General features: G+C 70.1%; 13 protein-coding genes. 5 read left to right on the top strand and 8 right to left on the bottom strand.

The window, feature by feature from the left end; genetic code table 11:
- Positions 1–40 precede the first annotated feature (40 nt).
- Complete coding sequence (locus tag ACNF49_RS38295) at positions 41–850, bottom strand: UTRA domain-containing protein (RefSeq protein WP_482940683.1); 810 nt, start codon at positions 848–850, stop codon at positions 41–43.
- Between the two features lie 224 nt (positions 851–1,074).
- On the opposite strand from ACNF49_RS38295, the gene ACNF49_RS38300 reads away from it, so the two are divergent.
- From ACNF49_RS38300 to ACNF49_RS38315, 4 genes are all read left to right on the top strand, one after another.
- The gene (locus tag ACNF49_RS38300; RefSeq protein WP_482940684.1) at positions 1,075–1,398 is read left to right on the top strand and encodes a hypothetical protein; all 324 of its coding nucleotides are present in this window, start codon (positions 1,075–1,077) and stop codon (positions 1,396–1,398) included.
- Positions 1,395–1,673 carry an HNH endonuclease gene (locus ACNF49_RS38305; protein ID WP_482940685.1) on the top strand — a complete coding sequence of 93 codons (279 nt, stop codon included), beginning with the start codon at positions 1,395–1,397 and terminating at the stop codon, positions 1,671–1,673. Before ACNF49_RS38300 ends, ACNF49_RS38305 begins: the two co-directional genes overlap by 4 nt.
- Positions 1,674–1,946: 273 nt before the next feature.
- Entirely contained in the window at positions 1,947–2,303 is a 357-nt protein-coding gene (locus ACNF49_RS38310) for a hypothetical protein (protein WP_482940686.1), read from the top strand.
- Positions 2,300–2,518, top strand: coding sequence for a hypothetical protein (locus ACNF49_RS38315; RefSeq protein ID WP_482940687.1), 219 nt, complete (start codon positions 2,300–2,302; stop codon positions 2,516–2,518). Before ACNF49_RS38310 ends, ACNF49_RS38315 begins: the two co-directional genes overlap by 4 nt.
- Positions 2,519–3,815: 1,297 nt before the next feature.
- On the opposite strand, the gene ACNF49_RS38320 is transcribed toward ACNF49_RS38315, so the two are convergent.
- The 7 genes from ACNF49_RS38320 to ACNF49_RS38350 all read right to left on the bottom strand — a co-directional run bounded on the left by ACNF49_RS38320 (position 3,816) and on the right by ACNF49_RS38350 (position 12,661).
- On the bottom strand, positions 3,816–4,157 hold the full coding sequence (locus ACNF49_RS38320; protein WP_482940688.1) for a hypothetical protein: 342 nt from the start codon (positions 4,155–4,157) through the stop codon (positions 3,816–3,818).
- A complete protein-coding gene (locus ACNF49_RS38325; protein ID WP_482940689.1) occupies positions 4,154–7,657 on the bottom strand; it encodes a phage tail protein in 3,504 nt (1,167 codons plus the stop codon). The genes ACNF49_RS38320 and ACNF49_RS38325 overlap by 4 nt, the downstream gene beginning before the upstream one ends.
- A gap of 209 nt (positions 7,658–7,866) precedes the next feature.
- Positions 7,867–9,213 carry a phage major capsid protein gene (locus ACNF49_RS38330; RefSeq protein WP_482940690.1) on the bottom strand — a complete coding sequence of 449 codons (1,347 nt, stop codon included), beginning with the start codon at positions 9,211–9,213 and terminating at the stop codon, positions 7,867–7,869.
- Between the two features lie 244 nt (positions 9,214–9,457).
- A complete protein-coding gene (locus ACNF49_RS38335) occupies positions 9,458–9,745 on the bottom strand; it encodes a hypothetical protein (protein WP_482940691.1) in 288 nt (95 codons plus the stop codon).
- A gap of 430 nt (positions 9,746–10,175) precedes the next feature.
- Positions 10,176–10,562 carry a hypothetical protein gene (locus tag ACNF49_RS38340; protein WP_482940692.1) on the bottom strand — a complete coding sequence of 129 codons (387 nt, stop codon included), beginning with the start codon at positions 10,560–10,562 and terminating at the stop codon, positions 10,176–10,178.
- A complete protein-coding gene (locus tag ACNF49_RS38345; protein ID WP_482940693.1) occupies positions 10,559–11,947 on the bottom strand; it encodes an AAA family ATPase in 1,389 nt (462 codons plus the stop codon). Before ACNF49_RS38345 ends, ACNF49_RS38340 begins: the two co-directional genes overlap by 4 nt.
- A 465-nt stretch (positions 11,948–12,412) precedes the next feature.
- Positions 12,413–12,661, bottom strand: a complete 249-nt coding sequence (locus tag ACNF49_RS38350; RefSeq protein WP_498703293.1) for a hypothetical protein — start codon at positions 12,659–12,661, stop codon at positions 12,413–12,415.
- Positions 12,662–12,953: 292 nt separating this feature from the next.
- On the opposite strand from ACNF49_RS38350, the gene ACNF49_RS38355 reads away from it, so the two are divergent.
- On the top strand, positions 12,954–14,231 hold the full coding sequence (locus tag ACNF49_RS38355) for a tyrosine-type recombinase/integrase (protein WP_498703294.1): 1,278 nt from the start codon (positions 12,954–12,956) through the stop codon (positions 14,229–14,231).
- Positions 14,232–14,241 lie beyond the last annotated feature (10 nt).

Genomic DNA, 14,241 nt, shown 5'->3' on the forward strand with positions numbered 1-14,241 from the left:
GGGAACTCCTCTCGTCTGCTGATGTCGATCACGATAACTTTCAGAACTCGTCGGCCCCAGCGACTTGGCCGATGGGGAAGATATGCCGAGACGCGGCACAGATGGTCTCCAGCGTGTGAATCGGGGTACCTTCCGTCGAGTAGGAAGCGCGAACAACCTGCACGACGATCTGCTCGTCGGCCGCCAGTTCGAGGGTCTCAGCCTCGAAGATGGTTGGCCGGCGGGCCGTCAGGTTTTCCTCTGCATGGCCGAACCGATAGCCGAGATCCGTGAGCGCCGACTGCAGTGTCGGGCGGACGAACTCCGGCTCAGCCATCCTCGTGTCCCCGAACAGGTCGGCCCGAAAGAATGAAGTGGCAATCCGTACGGGGACATCGTTGGCCAGCATGAGCTTTCGTCGGGCGACCACCTCCGTGCCGGGTTCGACGCGTAGGCAGTTCGCCACATGCTCGCTAGCTGGCTCTAGGCCGATGTACAGCATGCGCCGGTCGGCCCTGATCCCTTGCCGCTCGGCTTCGACCAGGAACAGGCTCACGCTGCCCCGGACGGCTGGCTCCGTGGGAAGGGCTCTTTGCACGAGCACGCGGGGGGCTCGCTCGGCGATCGGTTCCGGCGCCTTGGCGGCCGGCCCCTTCCGCATCTGCCAGATGCGCCCCGGCGAGACGCCGAGGTGGGCGCCAATCTGTTCGAGCGTCATGCCCCTCTCTCTGGCCTCACTGATGGCGTGGCGTCGGTAGCGGGCGGCTTGCTCAGCCAGCGCCTGTTCTTCCGCCATGAGCTTGGTGAGTGCGCGTGCGCGCTCGATCGGATCGGCGATCTGCGCCGCCTCATGCAACGTTCGGACGTCCACAGGCAGATTCTCCTCGTGTTTTCCAGCCCCCCTATAGCTCGGAGGGTACATTTCTACCCCCCTATTGTGCGACACGGCAAGGCCTCACTACCGTGTGAGCCATCGGGCTTCTAGCCCCCCTAGAAAATGGGGGTGGAGCTCAGAAAGACGGCGGGCCCAGTCGGTGCTACCAACACCGACTGAGCCCTTGATCTCGATCCTGCTCAACCAGGAGGAGACCCAAGGTGAATCTTTCCACTTCGGAACCCAGACCGGCGAATGCGGCCCTGCTCATCCCCGCCCAGCGCGGCGCCTGCCAGCCCTGGTGCGTCGAGCATGACCGCACCGAAGGCGTCTGCCAGAGCGGCGACATCCCCACCCCCGCCGGGCAGTGGAGCTCCCCTGGCCGCATCGCGGTCAGCCACGAGCCGACCGGCGGCACGCTCCTCACCCTGCAGCTCGACCCCGACAACGAGTACACGCCGGAGGAGTTCGAGCAGCTCGCCGCCCTCATGCTCGTGCACGCCGCCAAGGCCCGCGGCGTCGTCCTGGACAAGGTCAGCGCATGAGTCACCGACGGCCCGGCAGCATGCACGGCGAGCGCGGGCGCAACCTGCGCTGCCGCCTCGCCAAGCGGGACGGCTCCCGGTGCTTCTACTGCCGCACGCCGTTCCTGGACCCGCGCGCCGCCACCCTCGACCACTTCGTCCCGTTCAGGCTGCTGCCGCGCAACACGCAGTGGAACCTCGTCCTGGCGTGCGAGCCCTGCAACCACCGCAAGGCCGACACCCTGCCGTGGGCGCTGGCCCGCCTGCTGCTGACCGCGTTCGGAGGTGCAGCGTGAGCAGCGCACTGACGACCGTCGACGCGGCGTGGGCCTTCACCGCCCTGGCTGACGAGTGCATCGGCGAGCGGACGTGCGACGTCTGCGGCGCCACGCCTGGCCAGCCGTGCCGCACGGCCCTGCATGGGCAAGCCGTCCGCACTCTCGGAGGCTCCGCATGACCGCCTCGACCCTGCACGTTCACGCGCCGGTCGCCGGCCCTCTCTTCCCGCTGACGACTCGCGACCGCGACATGCGCCAGTTCTTGCTGGAGACGAACCGGGGAGGTGCCCGATGACCGCGATCACTGCTGTACGGCCCGTCGGCGCGGGCGAGCGCGATCTGGGCCAGTGCATCGTCGCACTGTACGCCTCCGACATGCCCTCTCGCCGTGGCGAGTGGACCCACGAGCAGCTCGCCGCCTGGGTGGCGCAGGGCATCGAGCGGCTGGGCGGTGAGGACCGGGTGCGCGAACTCGACCTGCTGGCCACGCTGATCGTCAGGACGACCGATTGGCGGGCGGGTGCCTGCCCGGAGGATCACCCGGAGTGGCGCCGTCTGTGGCCGAAGCCTCGCCGCCGCCTGGTGGCGAGTGACCTCGCCTACGACCTGATGCGGGCCGACGCTGCCTGCACTGGGGGTAGGCCGTGATACAGCGCGCGCTCACCACCGACGAAGTCCTCGCCCTCCCGGCCGCCGTCGACCTCGTCACCGCTGGTCGCGCGTACGGCATCGGCCGCACCAAGGCGCACGAACTGGCGCGCAAGGGCAAATTTCCCGTCCGCGTGATCCGGGTCGGCAACGCCTACCGGGTCCCCAAGGCGGCCCTGCTCGACAGCCTGGGGGTGGACGGCCCCCCGGCGTAGGCCGCGAGGCGACCGGCCATCCTCCCTCAGCCCCCCGTGTACGTCACGGGGGGCTGAGGCGTCTTCGGGGCCTGCCCTCGTCCGGACGGGCGGAGTCCGGGACACCTCCGAACAGGTGTCCCGGGGTGGGCGTTGGGCGGCCCTACCGGGGCGCACCTGGCCGGGGGCGGCGCTGAGACGCGCGGCCGTCGAGGCGGCTCACGAACCGCAGCGCGAGGCGGGGCCCGGGACGGCGTCCGAGGGGTGTCCCGGCGCCGTTCCGGTGACGTTGTGCGAGCGGTTGAGGGGATGGGCTCATCGGCCATTGGCCCCATGACGGGCTTGTGCAGGGGCGCCGAGCTGGAGCGTCTGTGAGTCGGCAAGCCGAGTCGGCGCGGCGACTGAGGGTGACTGCGGCGGAGGTGTCCCGAGCGCCTGCTCTCGTGGCGCGGAGGGCCTCGCGCGGGGGCCCGTACGGGCGCGGGAAGATCGGATCGCCCGATCCGCGACACGCGCAGCCGCCCGTTCCGGGGGGCGCGATAGGGGGTCGGCCGAGGCGCCCGGCGACGCTGGGCGGGGCACCAGCGCGTGAGCTCTCGACGGGGACGGCCTTCCTCCCGAACGGCCCGCTCTCGGCGTCCTGGAGGGCGGCGCCCCGACCCGTTCAGGTGGCCGGGCCCGCCGCCGGCGTGGAGGACCCGCGGGTAACCCCCTTACCGCCCCTCGGTACAGGGCGAACGCCGGCCCGGGTAACCCCCTCGGGTACCCCCCGCCTCCGGGCGGTTCCGCTCGACAACCGCCCCCCGCAGTTCGCCCTGGAGTCTCAGCCCGCGTTCCAGGGCCGCGACGGCGGCTGGCCGCCAGCCACGCGCATGGACGGCACTCCCTCGCGCGCGCGGGCGCGCGGCGCGTGTACGCGCGGCGCGCATAATGCGCGCGCGAGGCGGACCCGGCACATGAACATGAAGATCCGCGCCGGGCACTCGCGGGCAGGCGACGACCCGCACCGGCCGGACCGCACGGGGCGGCCGAGAACCCCTCCGAGGGCATTGGTGGACGGGGGCGGACGGCGTAACCTCGCGCGCACGCGGGCGCGTCCGCTCGCTCGCGCGTCCGCGCGTCCGCATTATGCGAGGCGCCCTACCGGAGCGGTGAAGGTGAACATGACGATGAACACCGCACCGGCGGAGACGGACGCCTGAGAGCGTCGTGGACGGGCGAACGCGGGCCCGTCGGTCTCCTGACATTCGGATGCGTGTTCGACGCCTTCATGGGCCGTCTCAGCGCTTCGCGGTGCGGCCCGTGGCGGCCGTGGGCGTCAGCCGGGAGGCGGGCCGGCCGCCCCGTCGTTGTGGACGTGGCGGAAGGCGATGCCGCCCTGAGCGTTCGCCTCGTCGAGCATGGCCTGCCACAGGCCGGGATGCTCGTCGATGAGCTGCTGCACCGATCCCGTGAACCAGGAGTAGGGCAGCGCGGCCTCGACCCAGGCGTGACCCCAGGGGCATTGCAGGGGGGTTGGCCCGTCGCCGACGGCGTCGGTGCGTACCGTGACGGTGAGCAGCTTGGACTCGCCGCACTCGGGGCAGGCGACCAGCCCGTCGAGGCCGAAGATGCCGCCCCCCAGGTTGAACACGATGCTCGACGGGACATCCCCGGTCATGCACCCACCGCCCCGAGGTTGAAGCCGCGGCCCTTGGCCTCGTTGAGGGCACTGATGAGCAGCCGGTACAGCTCATCCCGGGTCACGAGCGCTTGTGCTGGCAGGTGCAGGTGCAGATCGCCGCCGCCGCCGCGCGGCACGATGGGCACCGCCGTGGCCGCGTTCAACGTCACCGCCGGGGTCAGCGACATCGACGCGGCGTCCATTAGCCCGGCCGCGGCCCGCGAGACGAGCCCCTCCCCCTGGCTGATGCCCTTGGCCAGCCCTTCCGCCATCGACTGCCCGCTGAACAGCGTCCAGCCGCGGCCAGAGAACGGGCCTTCCTTGGCCGGGCTGAACGGGAAGAAGTCGCGGATGCGCTTGAGGATGTCGCTCGCGGCATTGGCCGCGTCCTGCAGCTTGGAGTACAGGCCGTCGATGAGGCCCTGGACGATGGACCGGCCGGAGTCCCACAGCAGCGACCCGAGGTTGCCCAGCGCGGTGGTGATGCGGCCCGGGATGCCGCGGATGGCCGTCAGCACGTCGTCGATCTTTTCGCTCACGGCGGTCTTGATCTCGTTCCACTTGTCCGAGACGAACGTCTTGAGCCCCGTCCAGATGTCGTTCCACTTGCCCCTGATGTCTTCGAGCGTGTCATGGATCTTCGTCTTGACCTCGTCGACCTTCTCGCCGATGTAGTTCTTGATCAGGTTCCACTTGGCAGCGACCCAGTCGAAGACCATGCCCAGCCAGGTGGCGAACATCGTGGGTAGGTCACCGAACCAGCCGATGATCTCCTCAACCCGGGTGCTCATCCGCTGGAAGGTGCCGATGATGCGCTCGATGTGCGGCACGATCTCGGTCACGAGCTGGGCGGCGATCGTGCCGAGCTTGGCGAACACGGTCCCGAGCTGGATGAGCTGGGGAATCATCGGGATGACGGCCGGAAGGATGTCGTTGATGAACTTGACCGCCAGGTCGGTCAGGATCGGGATCAGCGGTTCGGTGGCCTTCCACAGGTCGACGAACGCCGGCACCAGCCCGGTCAGCAGGCTGGGGATGAGGTTCAGCAGCGGCGGCAGAAGCTGCGACAGCACCGCGGCGGCGATCTCGCCGAACGCCTTGTAGATCGGCGGCATGAGGGGCGCCAGCAGCACCAGCGCGTCAGAGATGGCCGCGAGAGCGGGCTTGAGGGCGCTGGCCAGTGCCGTGATGATCGGTCCGAGCGCCGACCCGAGGTTGTTGAGCGCGATCCCGGCGAACTGGCCGACGATCCCGACCAGCTGGGCCACGACCGGCAGCAGCGGCGCCGCCGCGACGAGGAGCTGGGCGATTCCCTTGCCGATCGCCAGCAGGCCGGCCTGCATCGCAGGGTCGGCGAACGCTTCGGCGAGGTGGGTTGCCACCGCGATGAGCCCGGGAGCCAGCGCGGCCAACGCCGGGCCCAGCGCGCGCACCGCGGCGGCCAGCGCGGGCGCCACCGCCACGGCGAGCTTGCCGAGCTCGGGAACGATGAGCGCCAGCGCGCGGCCCAGCTCGGCGAAGACGGTCCCGAGCTGCGCGCCGAGCGGCTTGAGGATGGGCGCCAGCGCGCCCAGCCCCGTGGCCAGCGCCGTGATGCCGGTCTCCAGGCCGGGCAGCAGCGCGGCAACACCGTCGGCCAGTGCCGTGAACAGCGGCTTCAACGAGGTGAACACCGCGCCCACGGTCGAGGCCAGCGGCCCGAGCGCCGGCACGAGCGTGTTGAGCACCGTCGTGGCCAGGTCGACGACCACCGGCACGAGCGGCGCCGCCGCCTGGAGCATCTCCCCCACCGCGCCGACCAGCCGTTGCAGCACGGGCAGCGCGGCCTGTACACCCGTCGCCAGCGACTGCGCGATCACCGCGGCGAGCTGGGCCACGACCGGCAGCAGCGGCGCGACCGCGCCCAGGACGGCCCCCAGCGTCTTGCCGATCGGCTCCAGCGCCGGCGCCAGCATGCCCAAGCCCTTGGTGAGCGAGGTGATGAACGCCTCGACCCCGGGCAGCGCCGCGGCGACGGCGCCGCCCAGCGTGGTGAACAGCGGTTGCAGGTTGGCCAACGCCTGCCCGAACGCCTTGCCGAGCGGCGCCAGGGCGGGGGCCAGGGCCTCGACGCCGGTACGGACGCCGGCGAGTGCGGTCACCACGCCGGGCGCGAGCGAGGCCAGCGCGGGAGCGACGGCGTTGATGGCGGTCGTCAGGATCGGGCCGACATGCACGGCCAGGTCGGCGACGGCCGGGGCGAGCTCTCCCGCGGCGCGCGCGACGGCCTGCAGGACGGGGAAGAACGCGGCCGCCGCGGCCGACAGCGACGTGAAGACGCTGACGAGGGCCTGCTGCCCCTCCAGGCTGTCGAAGAAGGTGTGCAGGCGGTCGACGGTCTGGCCCAGCACGCCGAGGGCGTCGCCTCCGGCCGTCTGCATCGCCCGGAAGACGGCCTTGGCGATGCCGCCCACGTCGGCGAGGATGCTGCCGAGCTGCTTGAGCACGTCGACGGCGCCCTGCATCCAGCCGAAGGCTCTGCCCGACAGGGCGGCCTCTTCCAGGAAAGCCCCGAAGCGGCTGGCGAGCTGGGCGACACCAGGCGCCAGGTCTGAGACGAACAGGGCGCCGGTCACGGTGAGGGCCCGGAACCCGTTCAGCAGCGGTTGGAGGGCGGGTGTGAGGTCGTCGATGGACCGCTTGGTGGCGTTGAAGACGACCGTGATGGCGTGGATGGTGGCGCTGTCGCGGGCGAACTCCACGAGCTTCAGCGCGGCCCGGCCGAACGCCTGAGCGACCCCGGTCATGCCGTCGTCGACCGCGTTGATGGCTGGCAGCAGGGACCACATCTGGCCGACCAGCGGCCCGAAGACGCCGTCCTGAACGTGGTCCTTGATGCCGAGGAAGGCGGGCGCCATCTGGAAGAGCTCGTAGGCGACGTTGCCTGCGGCTTTACCGAGATTCTCGGTGCCCTTCAGGAACGTCTCGTAGTCGCCCGACAGCGCCGCGGCGAAGGCGTCGCCCACGCCCATCAGCGCGAGCTTGAGAGTGCCCATCCCGGCCGCGCCGAGAGCCAGCGCGCCGGGCAGGGCGGCCAACGCGCCGGCCGCGGGTGCCAGCGCCACGACCAGGCCGCCCACGCTGGTGGCAGCGGATGCGGCCGCCCCGGCGACCGCGCCCAGCTTGGTGGCCGTCGCCAGCAGGCTTGTGGCCGTGGTGAGGGCCGAGGTCGACAGCGACCCCATCGAGGTGGCCAGCTTGGTCACAGGCGACGCCACGGCCGATACGGCCTTGCCGACGCCGCCCAGGCGGCCCGTCAGGCCTCCCAGGTGCCCTCCCAGGCCCGAGATCTGGCCGCCCAGCCCGCCCAGGGCGCCGCCGAGACCGGCGAAGGGGCCCTTGAGGCCGTCGGCCGACTTGCCGACCCCGTCGAGGCGCCGTTCCAGCCGCTTCGCCGAATCGCCGACGTCGTCGAACGTCCTGGACGCGTGATCCCTGGCGAAGATGTCGAACGCCATCGAGGCCATGACGACCCCACCCACCTTCGGTACGTGTCGAGGCCCGCCGGGCGGGCGGAAAGGTGGGTGCGCCGGGCGCAGGCCGGGTCACCGGTCCGAAGGAGTCCAGGACCTCGCCGACCTTGGGGGCACCCTCGAAGTGCTGGAGTTACCTCAGAACTTCTCTTCGAGGGGCTCGCCGGTTGACGCCCGACGCACCAGGTCAGGGCCTAGAAGACGGGTGGGACCAAGCCCGTGCCGCTGATCACGCTGAGGCTCTTGGGGTACCTCTCGCTCTGCAGCGCCACGTACTCGTACACGCGCAGCAGAATCGACAGGTTCGCGGCAAGCGGCTCGCGGAACGCCTCCGCGCGCGGCGTCGACTCGTACAGCACGACGTCGTCCGTCCGGGCCACGATGATGCGGTCCTCGTTCGTGCCCGCCCCCAGGTTGGTGGGGATGTTCGGGTCGACGAACACCGGCAGGCCCTGCATCGACCCGACGAAGCCCTCAGCGTTGACGCTGCCCACGGCGGCGATCACGTTCTGCGGCGCGTTCGCGGCCGGCACCGCCAGCGGGCGGGCCTGCGTGTCGACGGCGGCCAGGATCCACGCCCACCGGCGTGGGTGCATGAAGATGGCGTCCGGCGGCAGGTAGCGGGTCGTGCTGATCTGCTGGATGGCGTCGGCGAGCTTCGGGTACAGCTCCCCGACGGTCGGCGACGCGTCGCTGTAGCTGACGGCGTTGAGGCCCGTCACGTTGAGCAGGCCGCGCTTGTTCGCCGCGTTGTTGCTGATCACGAACGTGTCGATTTTCACGGCCAGGTCGGCGAGCAGGTCGCGCAGCAGCTCCTCGTCCATGTTGACCGGGGACTGCTCGACGAGCTGCACGGAGACGACCTGCTGACCCGCGATCGTGGCCACGTTCGCGGTCACGCTGTTGGTGGTGGCGTCGGTGTTCTGCACGGCGGTGTTCTGGGTCGCCTGCTCGGCCACGGCCGTGCCCGTCGCCAGGCGCGGCAGCGTCACGGAGTCGGTGCCCTTGGGCAGCGGCGTGTTCCTCATCCGGTTGGCGAGCACGCGGCCCGGCCGGGCCAGCCGCACGTACTCCTGCACCATGTAGAGCGGCGGCACGAAGTCGCCGCCGGCGCCGTCCGTCGTCGACAGAGCCCGCGTCTCCATCGCGACCTCGCGGTTGTTGCGCCGCAGCCGGTCCGCGGCGTCCGGGTCGGCGCGCAGCGACAGCTCGACCATGTCGCGCACCCAGGACGGGCCGTGCGGGTCGTGGCGGCGATAGGTCGGCTCGTTACCGGCGACGGTCAGCGACGAACGGAGCTCGCCCGGCTGGCCGTACTTCGCCGACAGCTCCCCGGCGCGCTGCTCGCGCTGCTCGTGCTGCCTGGCCTGCCGCAGCTCGTAGTCGAGATCGTCGATCGCCACCTTGAGCTCGTCGAACCGCTGCGACTCGGCGACCGTCAGGCTGGTGCGCTGCTCGTTCTTGACGTTCTCCAGCAGCGCGTTCATCTGCGTCTTCAGCCGGTCGCGCTCGGCCTCAAGGGTGGGGATGTGGACGTTCACCGCGTTCACCTCGTTCGAGATCTGGGCGCGCGCTCGCAGAGGCGGCGCTGCGCGTCGAGAGATCCCGGTAGGTGGGGCTGAGGTGGTGGCCCTGGCCCGAACCGTCCGGCGCGACCCCGCGGGGTCGGGTGGTGCGGTCAGGGACGCTCATGGGCTCCGGCGTCGAGCTCCGGCGTACCGGCGGCGGCCGTTACGGGCCGCCCGGATGTGCAGTTGTTGCTGCAACAACTATGCCACACGGGTGCTAGACCGTGGGTGCCCCTGCGGCCTCCGCTCCCAGCCACGCCAGCACCGTCGCCGTGTCGTTGCCGGTCAGCTCGCCCACCAGGCCGGCCAGCTTCAACGCCAGCCACGACACCGGCAGCACGAGCTGCACCGGCTGCTCGGCGAACACGTCGGCGGCGACTTCAGCCACCACGCGGGCGTACTCGTCCTGGCAGATCTGGCGCGTACGGAGCTGATGCGCGGCCGTGAGCACGGCCACGCCGGCGCGCAACTGCTCGGCGAGCTCCTCAGACGAGCGGTCAGACATGGACCCATCCCTTCATCGGTGATCTTTTGAGTACGGGGCCCGGGAGACCCCGCGCACAGGCGCCCTTTTTCTCCCCCCGGAGGCCCCCGTACCCCCCTCAGCGGGCCCGGGGGTGCCCTCCGAGGCCCTCGACAACGCTCGGGGCGTCTGGTCTGCGTGAACGCTGAATGATCTTCGTGAAAATCTCGCGGAGAGAGAAAAGGGAGACGTGCGCGGGGTCTCCCGGGGGTCTGGCTCAAAAACGTGTCGGCCTCGCGCTGGTGCTCTCGTCGACGACGTATCGCCGGGTGAAGCACCACAGGTGGACCCATGTGCCGTGCTGGCCGACTTTGACCTCGCGCTGCCCGATGAGGATGGCGCAGCGGCAGAGCGGGCACCGGCCGGGCCGGCGCGCTTTGCGCGAGTGCGTGGGCCTGATCATCGGTGACGGTCATTCGCCGGCGGCGGCGTGTTCGTGCACGAGGGCGCGAATGTGGGCCTTGGTCAGCCGCAGGGCGCGGCTCTCGGAGCGCAGGGTGGCCGCCGGATGCAGGATGTCGTCGAGGGCATTGATGAGTCCAGCGATGGTCGCGTGGTCGGCGTACGTCCTGTCGGTGTGCCGGAATATCCAGTCGCAGAGGGCTGCGCTGGTGGTGCATGACTGCAGGTCGACCTCGTGCCGCCAGCCGAGCTCTTGGTAGTACAGGACGTACTTGCTTCGGTCGAGCTTCCACGGCCCCCAGTCGAGTCGCCGTCGCGGCGGGGGCGCGGTTGGGGCGGGCTTCATCTGGGGGGCACCGATGGCGACCGTTCCGCCGCAGTCCTCAGACTTTCTCACGGTGATCGCATCTCCTTCTGACATCCGACATGCCGGGTCATTCCAGGCTTCGCGGTCATGGTCTTCAAGCAGACGTCGCACAGGGTCGTGGGACCGTCCTTCTCATCCCCGGGCATCCGATGTCCCCCCGCCCTAAGAGGCGGGGACGGGGGGACATACGTCGGGGTTGCCGTCCCCCGATGTCCCCCCGTGGCCCCGGGGGACATCTGACCAGGGGCAACATCGAATGTCCCCCCGACGTCGGGGGTACGTAGAGTGCCTACATGTCCCCCCGACGTCGGGGGGACATCGTTTGTCCGGTTCTTCCGGATTCTCACGGCCTCTTCGATCTTCTCTTTTCGGGCCCTGATCTCTAGTTCGGCGCACGCCTGGATGGTGCGCCGCTGCCCCCAGTCGGCGGGGACGTTCGCCGCATCGAGCTTCATCACTAGCCACTCGACAGTCCCCTCCTCCGGGCCGACGTCGACACCACTGTCGGCCGGCACAAGCACGATGCTGGTTACTGGTCGGCCGTCGTCCTTGAACTCGCCGGAGAGGGGAACCTGCTTGAGTCGGAACGTCTCGACGGCGCCTTCTTCATCGTCCTTCTGCTTGCCCATGTCGAGCGTCACGCGGGTGTTGGCCAGGCCCTTGCCGCGCCGGGAGACGCCCAACTCCGTCTGCATGCCGCCCTTCATGGCGGACGCGCCCCGGCCGCGCTCGGCGTTCTCGTGCCCGCTGTGGTGGACGACGAGCACACAGGCACCAGTGACTGCGCGCATGCGCTCCAGGAGGTCGAGAATGACGCCCATCTCGGTGTTGTCGTTCTCGTTGACACCGACGGTGACCCGGGCCTGCGTGTCAACGATGATGAGTACCGCCTGCATCCGGCGGCACGCCTCGACGAGGATGTCCCACTCGGCCGACTTCACCTGGACGGGGCGGGGCAGGAAGTGGACGCCGGCCATCCTGCGGTCGTGGTGTTGCTCCCATGCCCGTACCCGCTTGCGCATGCCCTTGATGCCTTCGGCCACGATGTAGACGACGTTCCCCTGCCGAACAGCACGGCCGTACCACGGCACGCCGCCACCGACTGCCCCGGCCAGGCTGAGTGTCAGAAACGACTTGAACGTTCCAGACGGGCCATGAAGGCGCGTCACGGTGTCCAGGAAGAGGACATCGGCGACCAGCGGCTCCAGACTGGGGATGTCGTCGAGCGCGGCCGTGTCGAGCAGTTCGTCGAGGAGGGCCTGCACCCGATCCTCGATCCCTTCAGGGACGTCCGTCGGCCAGCACGCACAGTCCATGTCGCCGCATTCCGAGCAGGGCCGGATCGGGTTGGCCCGCTCCTGCGGCTCCCCGCCACGTGCTGCAGCGAGGAGTCGCAGGCGCTCGGGTTCGCGCATTGTCACGCGACCTCCTGCACGGGCTTGCCGGTCTCCCACTCGACGGTGCCGCCCCGGTACTCGCGGCCGTGCCGCCGGATGCGGGCCTCGTATGCCGCGCCCCCGGGGTCCGGCGCCGCCTATCAAGCTCGACGGCGGCGGCCGTGCGAGCATCGCCGCGTATCTGCCGGGCGAGCCGCGACCACGCCGACGCGATCTCGTGGTGGGCGTGCGCGTAGCCCGTCTCCCAGCCGGAGCGGTGACCGTCGCGGTAGCCGTCGGCGTACGCCTGTCGTTCCCGCTCGCGCTGGCCGTTGAGGTCGCCGACAAGGCGACGCATCGCGGCGAGGTTGGCGAGCGGCGTGTCATCGCCGGCGGCGTGTCGTACGCTACGGACGGAGCTCGATTCGCCGTCGTCGCTCTTGGTTTCTGGGGCCGCCTCTTCGCCTGTCAGCCGGGGGCGGCCTTCGCCATGTCTGGCGCCGTTCACGCCGCGCTGCCCTGGTCCTGCTGGTCGGCGATGCGCGCCGCCTCGATGTGGGCGATGACGTCGGAGTGCCAGGCGACCAGGCGGCGTCCCATCCGGAACAGGTAGTTGGTGCGCTGGTGGTGGCGCAGATACCGCTCGGTGGCTTCGCTGCGGCGGGTGAGCGCGCACACCTCCTCAGGGAAGGTAAGGAGCCGGTCGTTGGAGCGGTCCGGGGTGGCGTTGGGGCTGCTGGTACGTTTCATCACGGCGCGTCCTTCGCTCGTAGGGCATGGAGGCGTGCTCTGGGCCTGGTTGGGAGGTGCGATCTCCCTACCGGGCCCTTCTTGTTCTCGCCGCTCTCGATAGGAGAGAATCGGCAAGTACAGGCAATACGATAGAACACACACTTGCCGTGCGCTACCGGCGTCGAGAAGTCGCGCGAACGGATTTTCGAAGCGCCACGATCTTCGCCGCCAGTGCGTTCGGCTTGACTGTGAGGAACGTCCGGCGAGGTCGAGACTCCGGAGGCAGCTCGTGGCGCACGTCGAAGACAGGTGGATGCGGAAGGTTCGCGGCCCAGACGGCAAGCTCGTGCTCGGCGCCGACGGCAAGCCGCTGTTAGAGCGCGACCCCGCGCGGTACGGCCGCGGGAAGCGGTGGCGGCTGCGGTACGACGGGCCGGACGGCCGCGAGAAGAACGAGTCCTTCGCCAGGAAGGTCGACGCCAACAACCGTAAGGACGAGGTCGCGGCCGACCTGCTGCGCGGCACGTACATCGACCCCAAGGCCGGCCAGATCACGTTCCAGAAGCACGCCGAAGACGTGATCGAGAACCGCACTCTCGACCCGCGCACCCGGTCACAGATGCGGGTGCGGCTGACGAAGCACGTCTACCCCGTGATCGGCGCCCAGGAGATCGGCCGGCTGTCCCGGCGGCCGAGCATGATTCAGCGACTCGTGAAGAGCATGGAGGCGACCGGCCTGGCGCCGTCGTACATCGAGGTCATCATGGCGCACGTCGGGCTGATGTTCTCGGCGGCGATCGAGGACGAGCTGATCGTCAAAAACCCGCTGAAGTCGAAGACGGTCAAGCTGCCCGCGACGGTCAGACGGAAGCTCGTCCCATGGACGGCCGAGGAGATGTTCAGCATGCGGGCCGCGCTGCCGAGCCGCTACCGCGCCATGGTGGACGCCGGCTCGGGGGTCGGGATGCGGCAGGGCGAGATCTTCGGGTTCAGCCCGGACGACGTCGACTGGTTGCCGGGCGTGGCGCACATTAAGCGCCAGCTCAAGCTGCTGAAGGGCGAGGGGCTGGTGTTCGCGCCACCGAAGGGCGGCAAGCCGCGTGACGTGCCGCTGGCCGAGAGCATCAAGGTGGCCCTGGCCGAGCACATGCGCCTATACCCGCCGGTCGAGGTGACGCTGCCGTGGGGGAAGCCGGGCGGCAAGCCGACGACGGTGCGGCTGTTCTTCGCCAACACGCAGGGCCGACCGGTGCACCCCACGACGTTCGTCGACGTCTGGCAGAGCGCGCTCGACCATGTCGGCATCGCGCCCAAGCCGAGCGCTGGTGAGAAGCGCGGCCACGCCTACCGGGAGCACGGCATGCACATGCTGCGCCACATCTTCGCCAGCGTGCTGCTGACGGAGGGCGAGAGCCCGAAGGCGGTGGCTGACTGGCTGGGGCATTCGGACGGCGGCGCGCTGCTATTGCGGACGTACGCGCACCTGATGCCGAAGTCCGAGGAGCGGATGCGGAAGGTCATCGACGCCGCGCGTTCGCGGGCGGAGATTCCGGCTGACGGCCCAGAGACGGCCCACGGGTCGATCCAGTAGGCATTTTCCC

Source organism: Actinomadura sp. ATCC 39365 (assembly GCF_054392275.1).

Coding starts and splice junctions, on each gene's coding strand:
- ACNF49_RS38355 (WP_498703294.1), top strand. CDS start 12,954: ATGCGGAAGGTTCGCGGCCCAGACGGCAAGCTCGTGCTCGGCGCCGAC.
- ACNF49_RS38305 (WP_482940685.1), top strand. CDS start 1,395: ATGAGTCACCGACGGCCCGGCAGCATGCACGGCGAGCGCGGGCGCAAC.
- ACNF49_RS38310 (WP_482940686.1), top strand. CDS start 1,947: ATGACCGCGATCACTGCTGTACGGCCCGTCGGCGCGGGCGAGCGCGAT.
- ACNF49_RS38320 (WP_482940688.1), bottom strand. CDS start 4,157: ATGACCGGGGATGTCCCGTCGAGCATCGTGTTCAACCTGGGGGGCGGC.
- ACNF49_RS38335 (WP_482940691.1), bottom strand. CDS start 9,745: ATGTCTGACCGCTCGTCTGAGGAGCTCGCCGAGCAGTTGCGCGCCGGC.
- ACNF49_RS38325 (WP_482940689.1), bottom strand. CDS start 7,657: ATGGCGTTCGACATCTTCGCCAGGGATCACGCGTCCAGGACGTTCGAC.
- ACNF49_RS38345 (WP_482940693.1), bottom strand. CDS start 11,947: ATGCGCGAACCCGAGCGCCTGCGACTCCTCGCTGCAGCACGTGGCGGG.